The 16132-nt window shown below is 48.6% G+C and carries 16 protein-coding genes; 13 read left to right on the plus strand and 3 right to left on the minus strand.

All coding sequences use genetic code 11. The annotated features are described in order from the left end of the window. Positions 1-18: 18 nt before the first annotated feature. From MHB46_RS14475 to MHB46_RS14510, 8 genes are all read left to right on the plus strand, one after another. On the plus strand, positions 19-735 hold the full coding sequence (locus tag MHB46_RS14475) for a GntR family transcriptional regulator (protein ID WP_165178314.1): 717 nt from the start codon (positions 19-21) through the stop codon (positions 733-735). A 147-nt stretch (positions 736-882) separates the two neighbouring features. Next, positions 883-1542: a hypothetical protein gene (locus MHB46_RS14480; protein ID WP_341162650.1), complete on the plus strand. Its 660-nt coding sequence runs from the start codon at positions 883-885 to the stop codon at positions 1540-1542. Between the two features lie 323 nt (positions 1543-1865). Beyond that, complete coding sequence (locus MHB46_RS14485) at positions 1866-3389, plus strand: M23 family metallopeptidase (RefSeq protein ID WP_341162651.1); 1524 nt, start codon at positions 1866-1868, stop codon at positions 3387-3389. Between the two features lie 232 nt (positions 3390-3621). Continuing rightward, complete coding sequence (gene yycF, locus MHB46_RS14490) at positions 3622-4353, plus strand: response regulator YycF (RefSeq protein ID WP_029518933.1); 732 nt, start codon at positions 3622-3624, stop codon at positions 4351-4353. A 71-nt stretch (positions 4354-4424) separates the two neighbouring features. Continuing rightward, complete coding sequence (gene walK / locus MHB46_RS14495) at positions 4425-6179, plus strand: cell wall metabolism sensor histidine kinase WalK (RefSeq protein WP_416145706.1); 1755 nt, start codon at positions 4425-4427, stop codon at positions 6177-6179. After that, positions 6176-7516, plus strand: coding sequence for a YycH family regulatory protein (locus tag MHB46_RS14500; protein ID WP_341162652.1), 1341 nt, complete (start codon positions 6176-6178; stop codon positions 7514-7516). Before walK ends, MHB46_RS14500 begins: the two co-directional genes overlap by 4 nt. A gap of 18 nt (positions 7517-7534) precedes the next feature. Then, positions 7535-8299 carry a two-component system regulatory protein YycI gene (gene yycI / locus MHB46_RS14505; protein ID WP_028540969.1) on the plus strand — a complete coding sequence of 255 codons (765 nt, stop codon included), beginning with the start codon at positions 7535-7537 and terminating at the stop codon, positions 8297-8299. 6 nt (positions 8300-8305) lie between these two features. Continuing rightward, positions 8306-9112 carry an MBL fold metallo-hydrolase gene (locus MHB46_RS14510; protein WP_023991120.1) on the plus strand — a complete coding sequence of 269 codons (807 nt, stop codon included), beginning with the start codon at positions 8306-8308 and terminating at the stop codon, positions 9110-9112. Here the strand turns inward: MHB46_RS14510 and MHB46_RS14515 are convergent. Then, positions 9081-9287, minus strand: coding sequence for a hypothetical protein (locus MHB46_RS14515; RefSeq protein WP_025723164.1), 207 nt, complete (start codon positions 9285-9287; stop codon positions 9081-9083). The genes MHB46_RS14510 and MHB46_RS14515 overlap by 32 nt on opposite strands. 503 nt (positions 9288-9790) lie before the next feature. On the opposite strand from MHB46_RS14515, the gene MHB46_RS14520 reads away from it, so the two are divergent. Continuing rightward, on the plus strand, positions 9791-11026 hold the full coding sequence (locus MHB46_RS14520; RefSeq protein ID WP_341162653.1) for a S1C family serine protease: 1236 nt from the start codon (positions 9791-9793) through the stop codon (positions 11024-11026). Between the two features lie 85 nt (positions 11027-11111). Here the strand turns inward: MHB46_RS14520 and MHB46_RS14525 are convergent, their stop codons facing one another. Further along, positions 11112-12833 carry a cellulase family glycosylhydrolase gene (locus tag MHB46_RS14525; RefSeq protein WP_341162654.1) on the minus strand — a complete coding sequence of 574 codons (1722 nt, stop codon included), beginning with the start codon at positions 12831-12833 and terminating at the stop codon, positions 11112-11114. 233 nt (positions 12834-13066) lie between these two features. On the opposite strand from MHB46_RS14525, the gene MHB46_RS14530 reads away from it, so the two are divergent. From MHB46_RS14530 to MHB46_RS14545, 4 genes are all read left to right on the plus strand, one after another. Then, entirely contained in the window at positions 13067-13831 is a 765-nt protein-coding gene (locus tag MHB46_RS14530) for a class I SAM-dependent methyltransferase (protein ID WP_341162655.1), read from the plus strand. A 105-nt stretch (positions 13832-13936) separates the two neighbouring features. After that, complete coding sequence (locus MHB46_RS14535; RefSeq protein ID WP_013373879.1) at positions 13937-14104, plus strand: CxxH/CxxC protein; 168 nt, start codon at positions 13937-13939, stop codon at positions 14102-14104. A gap of 123 nt (positions 14105-14227) precedes the next feature. Next, a complete protein-coding gene (locus tag MHB46_RS14540) occupies positions 14228-15163 on the plus strand; it encodes a helix-turn-helix domain-containing protein (RefSeq protein WP_341162656.1) in 936 nt (311 codons plus the stop codon). Between the two features lie 28 nt (positions 15164-15191). Continuing rightward, on the plus strand, positions 15192-15680 hold the full coding sequence (locus tag MHB46_RS14545; protein WP_341162657.1) for a DinB family protein: 489 nt from the start codon (positions 15192-15194) through the stop codon (positions 15678-15680). Positions 15681-15762: 82 nt separating this feature from the next. Here MHB46_RS14545 and MHB46_RS14550 read toward each other — a convergent pair whose 3' ends face one another. Beyond that, positions 15763-16107: a helix-turn-helix domain-containing protein gene (locus MHB46_RS14550; protein ID WP_341162658.1), complete on the minus strand. Its 345-nt coding sequence runs from the start codon at positions 16105-16107 to the stop codon at positions 15763-15765. Positions 16108-16132 lie beyond the last annotated feature (25 nt).

Consider the following 16132-nt stretch of genomic DNA (forward strand, 5'->3'; position numbering starts at 1 on the left):
AAGGCTGGGCTTCGGACGGTGTCAACAAAACAAGAGAACATAAAGCAGCGTATAGAAGAATATATGAAGGTTAATCAAATGGGTCCGGGGGATCGTCTGCCGTCGGAAACTGCACTTTCCCAATCGTTTCGTGTCTCGCGTACGACGCTACGGGGAGCTATTCGCCAACTGGAATCGGAAGGTAAGCTACTAGTAAAACACGGGAGTGGCACGTTTGCGACTTGCCCGCTGCCGAGTATTCCAAGCTCGCTGGACCGCCTGTACAGCATCGGGGACATGATTCGTTCGGCAGGGCTACGGGAAGACGAGCAGCTGGAATCCATTCAGAGAATTTCGGTTTGTCCTCCTGATATTGCCGAACAGATGAGATTTTCCGAGAATGAGCCCATGATTGCTCTAGAGCGTACACGCACTGCCAACGGAGAGGCTGTAGCCCACTCTATAAACTGGATGCCAGAGAAATTAGCCGGTCCCATTCTGGAAGGTGACTCTTTTTCAGGCTCGCTTTTTCAGAGTCTTGAGTTCAAGGCGGGGGTGCGAATCGTCGGAGCGTATTCCGAGCTTACCGTTCCCAACTATGACGACGCACATATGACACGTCTGCTGAAGCATCCGCAGGCTACGGTATTACTATTGAAGCAGCTTCACTATGATGAAATGAACAGGCAGGTGCTGTATTCTCTGGATTATGTCCGCAGTGACATTTTCCGTTTCTGGGTGCGTCGTACGCGCTGATTCAATCAGAAGGTGGCATCTCCTATTGAATTGTGCTAGTTTTACATATTCCATGGGTTAAAAATCGTCATATCTCGTCAATACTGATCTATATGCACTTCATGATGATACACACATGGCAGGATGCGTATAAGGAGGTAACGGGATATGAGGTGGTTTGGATGGCTGCTCAAAAAAGGAATGACGGTCGTGTTGGTTAGCGCACTAACGCTGGCAGTGACAGGTGTAGTCGTTAATGCTTATGTTCAATCGCTGCTGCGGCAGTTTAACATTCAGCTTGATCATCAGCCCATATGGGGATTGGGTTGGCTAAAAGGCAGCGCTGGCACTGACCAAAGCACAGACACGGGGAAGAACAAGACGACAGGAAGTGGCTCGGGAAGTGTAACACCGCCTGATGATGCGTTGCCTGTCATGGGACAGGGCTTAGAAGAAAGCGGAAGTGAGGCTGGTGGCGCAGCCAATGGCAAGGCATCTCAGGAGGGTGCCACGTCGGCGGGAACATCAGGCAATGAGTCTCGGAAGCAGGCAGAAGGTACAACAGCTACACCTGAAACAAGTATTGAAGGCCATGATTTGGTTATTACGCCCGACCATTTGACGGAGAAGAAGAACAATTTACCAGCGGCACAGAAGCAGGAGATTTTTGCGATTCTGATGAATAAGCTGCCGCCGGAGGAGATGCAGAAGATATCAGCTGCGATGGAAGGCGGTCTCACCGAGCAGGAGCTTCAGGATATTCAGCAGGTGCTTGCGAAGTATTTGACCAAAGAGGAATATAACAAGCTGATGGATTTGCTTAAATGAGTATTTTGCAAAATCCTGAATAAATAACGATGAATTCAGGGGCAATGCTTATGCTCCAAATAGGACTGTAGAATCCGCGCCATGCGCGGATTTTTTTGCGTGTCAGGAAGTAATTGGGGTGTAGTTGAATTCTTTGTAAAGGCTATGTTAAAGTAAACAGTGTTGTGAAAAGGTTAAATTTTTGAAACCTTTTACGCAACTATGCAATGGTAGATAGCGACTAATATCATAGATACTTGTGAATACAGGCTAGATTCATAGTGTGAAAGACCAATAATGAACGCATTTATATAGAGATAAGATATGCTGAAAAGGAGAGAGTCATGAAGGTTTTGAAGGAGCAGGATTCACCAGACAGCAGGAATGCAGCTTCAAACGTTGCAGATAAGTCTGCTGTGGAAGCGGGGAAAATAGCAAAGTGGTTGAGCGGTCGGAGAAAATGGCTGAGCTGGACGGCAGGCGGTGTGGTGATTGCAGGCAGTCTTATTTTTGCGAGTAATCAGTATGTCGGGGCTAACACAGTTCCTTATTATAAAGTGTATGTAAAAGGCGTCGAGGTCGGAAATATCTTGAATGAGCAACAACTTAAACAGCTATACGCAACGAAGAGCAAACAGTATAAGGATAAGTATCCCGGCGTCGATATGGTGCTCAATACGAGCACGGTAACGACAGACATTGAGAAGGCATATAAAGCGGATATCGACAGCGCAGCTACGCTGAAGAAGCTGGATGGTATGTTGACAGCGTATGCCAAAGGGGTAGAAGTGAAGGTCAACGGTCAGACGGTTGGCATTGTAAAGGATAAAGCGACTGCACAGGCGGCTTTAAAGCAAGTACAGAAGAAGTACACACCTGTGGGTGAGGGTACATCTACAGGCATCAAGGGGCTGGTTCGCAAAACATCTGTGGGCAGTAGTCATGCGAGTGCTAGTACTAAAACCCCTAAGGCATGGCTGGAGTCTGCCAGTATCCGTGAGAAAATCGCTTATGAGCCTGTGAAAGCAGACCCGAACAAGGTGCTGACCGAGGCTGAAGCAGTCAAAGTGTTGACTGAGGGGCGTGAGGCTCCTATCACGTATACAGTGCAAGAAGGCGATTCTTTGTCGTCGATTGCAACTAAATTTAATATGACCGCTTGGGAGATTAAGCAGAACAATCCCGGCTCGCGTGAGCTGTATTTGCAAATTGGAGACGAATTGAAGCTTACTGCTCCGAAGGCTCCGGTTACGGTGCGAACAGTAGAGAAGGTCGTCGAACAGATTGCCATCGAGCCTGAGGTTGAGATTCGCCAGAGCGATGAACTGAAGGCAGGAGTTACCAAAGTGGTCAGACCGGGACAAGCAGGTCTTAAAGAGATGGACTATCGTTTGACCAAGGAGAACGGTGAGGTCGTGCAAGAGGAATGGCTCGGTCAAAAGGTGCTGCAGCCGTCTGTTACTGAGGTGGTTCTTAGAGGAACGAAGGTCGTGGGAGAAGGCTCAGGACAGTTCGCTTGGCCGGTGTCCGGCGCATCGATGTCAAGTAGCTTTGGCGCACGCTGGGGACGTATGCATGAGGGTGTCGATTTGGTCGGTAGTGCTGACATTCGCGCATCAGATGAAGGCGTGGTAACATTTGCAGGTCAGCAGAATGGATACGGTAATGTCATTATGATCGATCATGGCAACGGCTACCAAACCGTGTACGGGCATTTGAGCAGCATTGGCGTTCATGTAGGACAGGTGGTTCAGCAAGGCGAATCGATCGGGGTCATGGGGAACACGGGACGCTCGACTGGAACGCATCTGCATTTTGAAATTCGTAAAGATAATACGCCACGCAATCCAATGACGTATTTAAGATAGGCTGGATGTTTATATCGAGAGTTACATGATTTATGAGGATCAAGGGGAAAGGCCATGTTTTTCTGCATGCTTAACAGTAGGTGCAGGCATGGTTTTTTTCTGCGTAAATAAAAGGGTCTGGAGAAGTAATGGAATGGTGCACGGGTATGATAGAATAGAATAAACATCTTATAGGTACTGACAAACGAAAGTTAATTATAGATTATGATCCATGAAGAGAGGTGAACGCTATATGCAGGGAACGATTCTGGTAGTGGATGATGAACAGCCCATCGCTGATATTTTAAAATTTAACTTGGAAAAAGAGGGCTACCAGGTGATTTGCGCCTTCGATGGAATCAGCGCGGTGGATATCGCGGTCAAGCAGCAGCCTGACCTGATTCTGCTGGACCTGATGCTGCCGGGCATGGATGGCATGGACGTATGCCGCGAGGTGCGTGGGCATCAGCTCCAGACGCCGATTATTATGCTGACCGCCAAGGACGGCGAAATCGACAAAGTGCTGGGGCTGGAGCTGGGCGCGGACGATTATGTGACAAAGCCGTTCAGCACACGGGAATTGCTGGCACGGGTGAAGGCACAGATGCGCAGACAGCAACGCGGCAGGGCAGATGCGTCGGAAAGCCGACCGCAGGAGGATAAGCAGGGGCTGCGCGTGGGCGACCTCTTTTTTGATACGGATATGTATACAGCTTACAAAAACGGAACACCGCTTGACCTGACGCACCGCGAATATGAGCTATTGCACTACATGGCGAAGAATGCCGGAAAGGTCATGACGCGGGAACATTTGCTCCAGGCGGTATGGGGCTTCGAATACTACGGGGATGTGCGGACAGTAGATGTGACCATTCGGAGGTTGCGCGAGAAGATTGAGGAGAACCCGAGCAAGCCGGAGACCATCCTGACGCGCCGTGGTCTTGGATATATCGTGAGCGGGGGCAAAGGTGGCCTGCGGGCATGAGATGGCTGTCTTTCTTTCGTACCATTCATGCAAAGCTGATTATTATCTATGTGTTACTAATCTTGGTGGCTATGCAGCTGATTGGGGTCTATTTTGTCAGCTCGATGAAGAACTCTCTCACGAGTAATTTTACGCAGGATCTGCAAGCACGGGCGGAAATGCTGTCCGTGCTGGCGGAGCAGGATCTGAGTGGCAGTGATGGCAAAATGGAAGAAGACAGCGTGGAAAGCCTGCGCGCACGCGTGAATAATTTGTTTGATTTCAGCGGTGCGGAAATTCAGGTGCTGGATGCCAGCGGCAAAGTGTTGATTACTTCCCAAGGCTCACACGCCGATTATGTCGGACGCAAAAATACGCAGACAGTGGTCAGCCGCGCACTCCAAGGTATCCGTGATAACGAGGAATACATGGTGGACGAGGATAATGTCCGCAAGAAGGTCGTCGCCAAGCCTGTTATCAGCCAAGGCAAGATTGTCGGCGCGGTGTACATCGCCGCTTCGATGACCGAGCTCTACGATACGATGAAACGCATTAACAATGTGTTTCTCTCAGGTATGCTCATTGCGCTGGCGCTAACGGCTGTGCTGGGCGTGGTATTGGCCCACACGATTACGCATCCGATTAAGGTGATGACACGTCATGCAACAGAGGTTGCCGAAGGCAAATTCGATCAGCAGATGCCTGTATTTGGGGATGATGAGATCGGCAGGCTCAGCGTGGCCTTTAACTATATGACAGGCCGTCTGCGTGAGGCACTGTCTCAAAATGAAGAGGAGAAGGAGAAGCTCTCCTCCATCTTGACCAATATGAGCGACGGTGTGGTCGCTACTGATGACAATGGCCGGGTCATTCTGGTCAACCGCCGGGCCAGCGCCATGCTGGGCGTGAACGAAAACGAAATGACCGGCAGGCATATCGCGGTACTGCTGGGGATCGACCCGGAAGAAACCGAGGCCCTGTATAGCGGATCTTCGGCCTCCACGCTCTTGCAGCTGGAGCCAGCCGGTCAGGATGAACCCATCGTCATCCGTGTGACATTCACGCCGATTCATCGGCGGGAATTTGGCATTACGGGAACGATTGCCGTGCTCCAGGACGTGACGGAGCAGGAGGAGATGGAGACGACACGCCGGGAATTCGTAGCGAATGTATCACATGAGCTGCGCACTCCGTTGACGACCATCCGCAGCTATGCTGAGGCGCTGGATGACGGCGCGATGGCTGAACCGCAGCTCGCGGAGCGCTTTGTAGGCGTGATCCGCAACGAGACAGAGCGTATGATCCGGTTGGTTACGGATTTGCTGCATCTGTCACGGCTCGATTCCAATGAGGCACCTTTGCGGATGCAGCCTGCCGATGTGATGGAGATGCTGGACGAGGTCGCAGATCGGTTTTCTTTTCAAATGAAGCAAAAGCACATTCGCTCAGGGATGTTCGTAGAGCAGGGAATCGGTAAAGTCGTGATCGACCGGGACCAAATTGAGCAGGTGCTGGATAACCTGATGTCCAATGCGTTGAAATATACGCCAGATGGCGGGAGTATTCGGATTGAAGCTCGCCGCAACAGTGAGGGAATGCTGTCCATTTCGGTACAAGACACCGGAATTGGTATTCCCAAAAAAGATTTGGACCGGATTTTTGAACGGTTTTATCGTGTAGACAAGGCGAGATCGCGCAATATGGGTGGCACGGGACTGGGGCTGTCGATTGCCCGGGAAATTGTAAAGGCGCATGGGGGCCAGATTTTTCTGGAGTCGGAATACGGTCAGGGAACCTGCACGACCTTTACGCTACCCATGTCGAGTGAAGGGAGGGAAGCACAGTGAAGGAACGTTTGAAGTCCTGGACGCTTATTTTGCTGGTTGCTTCCAGCCTGGTACAGACTTATTTTTTGATTTACCGCCTTCCAGGCAGTGATTCTGTACTCACTTCAGAAACGAACTATGTCAAAACCGAAAGCATGGGGCAGGAGAAAAAGATTGAGAACCTTGTGTTTCCTGATAAAATGCTCATTCACCAAGGTGAGAAGAAGCATACCGTTTTTTATCCGGGTGTTACTTTTTACGATTTAATTTATACACGGCTGGAAAGCCGGAGCTTTAACAACTTCCAACGTCGAAGTATCCAATCGGCGGACTGGGCGCAGATTCGCAGCGAAAATGAAGGCCTCGAATTATCCTTTTCAGGCGGAGTCCCGGTTTCATTACTGGAACGGGTCATGCGTCTGACGCCGGATTCGGTGTTTCAGGGAGAGACGATTAACCGCATTTGGATCTATATAGACGAAAAAAATGCCAAGCCACACGCGCTTTTTTTCAGTGCTAGAGGCGATGTGGTGTATGAGGCGAACCAGTTCGACATGACGGTAGAGGACATTCGGCAGCATGTGAATTTCGGTGAAAATGCCCCGTTGTACGAGCTGGTGGATAATCAGTACTACATTCCCGTGAATGACCTGGAAACTGTGCAGCCTGTGGTGTATGCCGGGTTGTTTACGACAGAGCAAATGCAGCGGAACTTGTTCTTCGATCCGGGGATTACGCGCAATATTCAGGAGAAGGACGGCTCACAAATTTACACGGACAGCAAGCGTAGTCTGCAAATCAAGCAGGAGCAACGATGGATGAGCTATACCGATCCCAGTGCGCCAGGGGCAAGTGGAAGCAGTCCAATTAGGGATGTGCTGGCCGCAGTTGATTTTGTGAATCAGCATGGCGGTTGGGATGCTTCGTACCAAATGAAATTAAGAAGCAGCGATGAAAATCGAACGACTGTGTTGTTTCAGCAGTATTATGGTGCTTATCCGGTGCTGGACACACCATCGTTCCGCTTTGGTACAATTTCGCTGCAAATCCAGCAAGAAACGGCTTCTGTCTATGAACGTTCGCTACTGTATCTCAAGGGAGGAGAGCAATCCTCGAAGAAGGTTATGCTGCCGGGTGGCGAGCCCTTGAAGAAGCAACTGGAGAGTGTAGCAAAAGGGAAGACGATTCGTGATCTGACTCCCGTATATCAGCCGGAGCTGACCAATGATGGATTGAAGCTTGCTCCTGAGTGGCGCGTTACGCTCAGTGACGGTTCTGTTGCAGAAATTCATGCTGTTCCTGTAACGACAGCATCCAACACAACACAAACGAAGCCAGACCGGGAGACAAAGAGGTGACAGGAAGGGGGAACGGGAATGGATTGGAGCCGCGCCAAGAACGTATTGATTTGTACATTTTTGCTGCTCAATGTGGTATTGGGTTACCAATTGTGGCATGATGCGCAGGAAACGGCAGGGCCAAATCTGGATTTTACTTCATTGGATGAAAATACGCAGCGTTTAATGGAAGAGAAAAGCATTCAGGTGCTGGCTCCGATTCCCGGGGATACCCCGCAACTGCCTAAACTTTCTTACACATATGTTCATAGTGGAGAAAAGGATGATCGTGTGCAGCTGGTGAAGCCGGTGGACAGCAAACTGGTATTCACCCATGACGCGCTAGTTGAGGCATTGGAGCCACAAATCAAGGATATCGATAACTTTCAGTACGATCCGCTGGATGTTCAGGAGGAATTGGCATCCGGACAAGCAGATGCTTTTGTACTTCATCCGCTGGTTCAGGGCAAATGGCCGCTATTTAATGTGAAGTTGGCTCTGTTTTACAGCAATCAGAAGATTACAGGGTATCGCAAAATTAAGGTCGATCTCCAGCCTTCGGATGAGGCAAAAAAAATGCTGCCTGCGTCCAAAGCACTGGCAAGGCTGATCGACGGTTATTTGCCGCGTGATACGATTGTGAAGGATATCCGGCTCGGTTATTACGGACAGACCTTTAACTCCGATAGCCAGGTGGCTGCCCCCGTGTGGCGGTTTATGCTGGACAACGGGAAAGGTGTGTATTATGTGCAGATGAACGGAGATGTCATTAGTCCAAAGACAGAACATACAGAAGGGTCTTGAACAGATATGGGGATTTCATTTACCGTGCTGTCGAGCGGTTCGACCGGCAACGCTACCGTTGTGCGGAACGAAGACACGACATTGCTCATCGACGCAGGTCTCAGCGCGAAGCGTATTGACGAATTGCTGAAAGAACGCGATCTGAGCGGAGAAGAGTTGGATGGTATTTTGGTCACGCATGAGCATTCCGATCATGTTAAAGGACTAGGCGCCATGGCGCGTAAATATAATTTACCTATATATGCTAACGAGAAGACATGGTTTGCCATCAGCAATGCTGTTGGGCAAATTGCAGACGATAACCGCAGAATATTGGAGACAGGCGCAACGCGGGAATTTGAGTCATTACGCGTGGAGTCTTTTGGCATATCCCATGATGCGGCTGAGCCTGTAGGATATAGCTTTTATGATGGGGCAGAGAAGCTCAGTGTAGCGACCGATCTTGGCTATGTCAGCGACAAAGTGAAACAGGCGATATCAGACGCGGATGTATTGGTGCTGGAGTCTAATCATGATGTGGAAATGCTGCGTATGGGTCGTTATCCGTGGAACATCAAGCGCCGTATTCTCAGTGATATCGGTCATTTATCCAATGAGATGGCGGGTGCGATTCTTAGCGAGCTGCTGACAGGTCGTACGAAGCGAACGTATTTGGCACATTTGAGCCGCGACCACAATATGATGGAACTTGCGAAGTTGACTGTACGTGGGGCGATGGAAGACCGCGGCTGTTTTTACAAGGACAGTGAATTTCGATTGTGCGATACGTACTATGATCGTCCTACACCTTGGGATAAGGTAAGTGAGCCATAAAGCTGTCCAGCTCGGCGGCTTTGCGTTCTACCTCTTCACGGGTCACTACGCCTTTGTCCACCAGTAGTTCAATCAATGTACTTAGCGCCAGTGTATTGCGGTAATGCTCGTCTTTCAAATCCGCAAGCTTGGCAGCCATGCGAACTTCATCCATAGCCGAACGATGTGAATTCATCATATATTCCTCCTGTAAAAATATTTTAGAAATGGCGTGCAATGAGCTTGGTTCTGCCTGTGGTTTTGTTGGGTGCTGTGATACAATAAAGCTAACAACGGAAAGCTTTCTGAAGGAAGGCTCTCATCGAAAGTATAGGCGGCTTTAAGCGGACGGGAACAGGCCAGAACGTCTCTATGAGACGATCATTTTGTAATAGAATAGAAGACTTGTTACTATTGTAGTCCATTGGTTTGGAAATCATTCCTCTTTTTTCCTCTATTCGGAGCCAGATTCGGCGTGTATGCTAATTTATGAGATTCGGTTGCTTAGGAAGGCATCATTTGTGGTGATTAATAAGTAGGCCGGAACGATTGGTTGCTGGATTCCGATGATAAGGGATATTCAATCCATTTGAGATGTTCAACGGAGCAGGTTCTCTGTAGCATAGGTTGGCGCAAGCCCGAATAGCCCTAATTTTTTAGTGAGTGTCGGTGCATGACAACGAAGGGGAGAGGATTAGCATGGGCTTGTTTGAGGACGATTTTTATTCAACAAAGGTATCCACACGCGCGGCTAAAAAAATGGCATTTAAGGCGCGCCGTGGAGGACGGGGACGTTGGCCACACAGGAAGCGTGGAGTTAGTCCGGTGCAAGCTGCTGTCATTAGCGGTGCAGTCAGTGCAGTGGTTGCTGTGCTGTTGTTCAGCTTTATTACAGGTCTGCCCTCCACTACAGCGGTAACCGGAGCCAGTCACTATCCCTTGCGGCAAGCAGCGGGTGATCCGTATGATCGGATTGTGCAGGCGGCAGCCAAGGTCCGCCCAGCCGTCGTCAGCATCGTGAATCTGAAAGAGGAAGATGGTAAAAGCACGGAACAATCCGCGCTTGGATCGGGTGTCATTTTCCGGGTGAGTTCGGGCAAAGCCTTCATTATGACGAATAATCATGTGATCGAAGGATCAGATGATCTGGATATTGTAACGGTAGACGGCGTCAGAAAAGAGGCAAAGCTGATCGGAAAGGATCGCATTAGTGATATCGCTGTACTCGCGGTGGACGATAAAGGCATTAGCACGGTAGCGGATATCGGCGATTCCAGCAAACTTCGTCTGGGTGAGACGGTCATTGCTATTGGCAACCCGCTCGGCTTGGGAGACACGCTTACCTCCGGTATTGTGAGCTATACGAATCGCATCATTCCGATTTCCATTAATCAGGATGGCGTATATGACTGGGAGCAACATGTCATCCAGACCGATGCGGCGATTAATGAGGGAAACAGTGGCGGCGCGCTGGTCGATCTGGACGGACGTGTGATTGGCATCAATACGATGAAAATCGCTGATACTGGTGTTGAGGGACTTGGCTTCGCCATTCCTGCCAATGAGGTAATGAAGACGGTGAATGAACTGGTTGAGGACGGCAAGATCACTCGCCCTTATCTGGGGGTATACACGGTGGACCTCAATAATGAATATGCACCGCTGGATGAAACTCAGCGCAAGGAGCTCAAGTTGCCGGACAGCGTGAAAAATGGGGCAGTCGTTCTGGAAGCCCACGGTCCTGCCAAGGAGGGTGGCTTGAAGCTGAACGATGTCATTACAGCGTTTGATAGCGAACCGATTAACTCAACGCTTGATTTACGTCGCTACTTGTACGATAACAAGAAGATTGGCGATGAGCTGAAAGTTACTTTTTACCGGGCAGGCAAGGAAGAATCGGTGATGTTAAAATTAACAGATAAGCCGGAAGGCTAAGGTATGATTATAGGCTTAACTATAAAAAGGCGTTCTCCGGCTCATTTCCGGGAACGCCTTTTTCGGTCTTCTGCTGGGCCTTAGTTTAAGATGTCGTTCCTGTTACACGGGTTCCGCTCTTGGTGATTTTGTATGTCACCACATCGCCGCTCCAAAAATGGAACTTCAGCGTGACGTCACCATCTTTTACACTATTAAAAAATTCAGGCAATAGCTTGATGCCATTGGCATCATAGGCAGGGGCAAAGGTATTGCCAAACTCCTTATAAGGTGTCCAATCCTGTGGACCGGCATTGCCACCATTGGTATAAACGGCTTCCATCGTGGCAAGCTGGCTACCGCGGAAGTCCGTTGGAATGGTAAAGGCTTGCGTAGTCCCTTCGACAGCACTAAATTTCGGTGTATCATACACGACGACTCTAAAATTCCAATCCGCCCCTTTGTTGAACTTAGCCGTAATGACTGCATTCTCGCCATATTTACCGGAAGTGGTCAGGCTGGTGAGCAAGCTGGCTTTTAAGGTTAATGTATCTCCGCTCAGCGTATAGTCGGTGCCCTGTGTCAGTTGCCTGTTGTTGACACTGAGTGTTTTCAGCTGATTGCCATTCAGGTTTAAGGTGACCTTGGCATCCTGAGCAGGAGTGCCCTTCTTCAAGTGAATGAGGTCACTGGCCGCATTGGAGGAACGCCCTTTTAGACTGGCTTTAATAACATTAAAGAGCTCAGGATCAGACCATTTGTACGTTGTGCGGTTAAAATGCTGGCCGTTATCCCAGAGTATGCCTGTTATTTTCTTCTCTTTCATGTAATAGGTTAAATACTCGAAGAATTTCAGCTTTTCGCCCTGTTCAATAACGCCTGTATTTTTATCGAAGCCGAGTAGACCGAATTCACCTACAATAACCGGAATACCTTTGGCTACAAAGGTGTTATAGACGTTATCAAAAGTTTGGATGATATCGTTTTTAGTATCTTTATCAAAAGTAGTATGGCCCGCAATATTTACACTGAAAGGCCAATAACCATAATAGTGGACGGTGGCAATCAGATTGGGATCATTCAGCTTGGTTATCGTGTTGTACAGCTCGTTGATTTTGGCCTGAGCAGGTGAGGTGTCCAAGCCAGGCAGAACAAGGGGACGAGTGGCATTTTTACCGCCAGAGGCGCGGACAATTTTGTGGAAGGATACATTCAGTTCTTGGAGCATCTGATTCATTTTCGCTTCATCCGTAGTCCCTCCTTCGGAGAAACGGGGTTCGTTAATACTTTCGAACATCAGCTTGTTAGGCTGGTCTTTAAAGCGTGGGGCAATTTGTGTCCATAATGCGTTATAGCGAGCCAGCACCTCATCATGTTTGGGCTCCATACTGCTTACCCACGTCCATGAATCATGATGGACATTGATCATGACGTACAGATTAGCATCCAGTGCCCAGCGAACAACCTCTTCCACACGGTTCATGTAGGCAGACTCAACGGTATAGTTTGGTGCTGCTCCAATGTGCTTATCCCAGGTGACGGGGATGCGTATGCTTTTGTACCCTTGGGCGGCAATTTGCTGGATCAACGCCTGGGTAATGCGCGGATTACCCCAGGCTGTTTCATCCGCGCCGACAGCATCCAGAGAATTTCCTAAATTCCATCCGGGCTGCATGGCTTCTACATACGATTGCATGCTGCTCACAGCCGCAGCTTGTGGTGCTTGTCCGTCAGATTCGGCAGCAGCGGCAACGGATGCGAACGTAGATAACAATAAGGTGATGGCAAGCGTCAACGACAGCAATGAAACGGGTCTTCGTTTTAACATAACAGGCCCCTTTACAAAGTTATTTTTGAAAGCGCTTTCCTATAAAACACTACCATACTATTTGAATATGGAATACCTGTATAATTCATGTAAAAATCATGTGTTAATTAGATATTTTAATTTTGTAAGCGTTATTATTGAAAAAATACAGAAATGAGTGTAGAATCTATGGCCCTACGTGGATTGTAGTATAGCATCGGATCTGTAAATACAAAAGAAAGAAGGAGATGAATATGAATAAGTGGGACACGGAAGAGGCCATTCGACGCTGGGATATGCATGCAGGAAACTTTACTGCCAAGTACACGGAGGAAGGAGATCGATCTCGCGAAGTACTGCTAAACCCGGCATTGCAAGCCTGTATGGGACCTCTCGGGGGCAAAAAAGTGCTGGATGCCGGCTGTGGCGAAGGCTATCTAAGCCGTAAAATGGCCAGGGCGGGTGCGTTGGTAGAGGCTGTCGATTACTCGACAGAGATGCTGAGGCTAGCCAAAGAGCGGACGCCGTCAGCGTTGGGAATTACATATCACCATGGCAATCTGGAAAAGCTTGAGATGTTCGGGGACCAGAGCTTTGATCTGATCGTGTCCAATATGGTCATACAGGACTTGGGCCATTATGAGCAGGCGATTGCCGAAATGCAGCGATTATTAGTTCCAGGGGGCCGCTTTATTTTTTCTATTCTGCATCCATGCTTTCAGACGCCGCAGAGTGGTTGGGTGAAGGATGAGACAGGCAAAAAGCTGTATTGGAAAGTGGATCAATATTTCAACGAAGGCCCATTGGAGCAAGCGATCCCTTATGATCAGGAAGAAAAGTTTTTGTACTTTCACCGTACGCTGGGCAGCTATGTACAGACCATTATTGAGGCGGGTTTGCTGTTGGAAGGGATGATCGAACCCAAGCCGTCTGCCGAAATGTTGGAGAAATATCCCCATTTTCACGAGGACCTGAATGTCAGTAATTTTCTTATTTTTACAACCAGACGCCTGGGGTAAAAAGCAAGCCCTTTCCTTTCCCCGTCAAGTGTGGTAGAACAAAAGAAGGCAGTTTTGACACACCTACAACAGGAAGAGCTTCAAACGGAAAGGGATGCAACTGGAATGTACGTGGTATGTAAAGAGCATGTGGAACTGGCAATTGATATGTTCGTCGATGAATACGAGGATGCACCGGATGTCGTCGATCTTAAGGAAACGAAATTTTCGGATTGGGACCCTCCAGTGAAGTGCAAGGAATGTGAGAAGAAAGCAGAGTTTTTGGTCGTCTAAAAAACAAGCACGGGCGTTTCGGGCAGAAACGTCCTTTTTGTATACCAGGATTTATTGCAAAAATACCCCATACATAGAGCTATATTTATTCCCACCACGTACTGAGACAGGAGTGAACGATAGATGGACCCTTTGCTGCATTCACTATTTCGTCCGCTTCAAGTCAATGGAAGTGATCTGTCCACGTATTATATCGAACAAAAGCCGTCTGCTGCGCTGAAAGCTTACGTGGCCTGTTATTGGGAGTCCGGTCCGGCTAATAGGGTAGTAGAAGAGAATCTAGCAGCTTCGTGCGAAGACACTGCTTCGTTAAGCCTGCCGCATGAAGAAACCATGGAGCGGGTATTACCTGACGGCTGTACGGATATTCTATTAGAATACGATCCGGTGAGTAAGCGTCAGGAACTCTCGTACTGTGGGACATTTACGCAACCGTTTGTGTCTGCCAGACAAGCAGGGTCCGAGACACGCATTTTTGCGGTGCGATTTTTTCCCGGTGGGGCACATTATTTTCACGGCATGCCGACTCATTTGTTTACAGGCGGTAATTATCGCTTGGAAGATATATGGCCTGAGAGCATTGGGATCATGAGTGAACGTGTTTTTGAGGCACGAGACTTTAATGAACGGGTGCGCATAATGGATGAGTATCTTAACCAGCTTCTGCTGCGCCAACGCACGAACGGTTGTGACCTGATGAAAAACTTGCTGCATCGCATCTTTGTGAGCGCTGGGAGTGTGGGGGTTAAGGAGCTTGCGGAGTGCGAGGCGATCAGTGAAAGACAGCTTAACCGCAAGTTCGGACAATGGATCGGAATCAGCCCCAAAAAGTTCAGTGAAGTCGTCCGCTTCCAGAGTGTTCTGCATAGTATCCAAAGCGGCGGGGGTCTGGATTGGACGGAGCTGGCATTGAAGCACAGCTTTTTCGACCAAGCGCATTTAATCCGTGATTTTCGCAGGTTTTATGGCGATTCTCCGCTTACTGCCGCTAAGGATTTACGGAAGTTGTCCGATTTTTACAATACACGCCTAGAGGCATCGACTATACTCAAAATATAAAGAAGAATGGCAAAGGAGAGATGTGAATATGGGTGGAACGCTGCAAGTTCGAGATCATTTGCTGAATGAGCTGGAGACGGGAGTACGGACGGGGGAAGCCTTGATCCGTAAAATACGTCCAGAGGATTGGAACTTTCGCCCACAGGACAATTTCCGCTCACTACTGGAGTTAGTACATCACTTTGTGCTTATTCCTGCTTCGGATCTTGCGATTATGCAGGAGAAGTCTGAGGGTGAAGTGGGAAGCATTGAAACCAGCCTATCCGGGGTGGAAGATCCCGAGCGCTTGGCAGCGACTTTCAGGCAGAATTTTGAAGCCTATAAGGCTTACATTCTTTCGCTTAGCGAAGACGATTATCTGAACCGTTCGACGAAGGCCTTTTATATGGAACACGGACATCTACAGGTTCAATGGCAGATTGAGACTGTGACCCATGTGTTCCATCATCGTTCGCAGATTTATAATTATCTGAAGCAACTGGGACATGAAGTGAGCTTTTTTATGTTGTACGCTTGAGTATGTTTGTGAAGATTTACGGAGGGCACCTGTGCGGTGCTCTTTTTTGGTTTTATTCAAGGCTTTTTTAGGGTGGAATGGCTTACTCGAACGCGCGTGAAACTTCTTTACTAACTCGTCTGAGAATGCCGATTTGTTCTTCATTCAATCTGCTGGTCAACGCAACAAACTCATCTATTGCCTCTTGTCGAATAGTTTCGTCTGTAGTCATATGTTCTTTGGAAAACATCAATTCACTGATAGACACGTTTAAGGCAGTTAACACTTTCTCCAAGGTATCAATCGAAAAGTTTCTTTCGCCACGCTCTAGTGATCCGATATATGCATCATCTAATCCTGAAAGTTCCGCAAGTTGTTGCTGTGTTAATCCTTTAGCCTTCCGAATTGCTCTAATTCTTTCTCCAATCGAATTCCGTAATTTTGTCATATTAACCACCTCATAACAAGCTTAT

Origin of the sequence: Paenibacillus sp. FSL H7-0703, from assembly GCF_038003485.1 — a bacterium.
GTDB lineage: Bacteria > Bacillota > Bacilli > Paenibacillales > Paenibacillaceae > Paenibacillus > Paenibacillus polymyxa_B.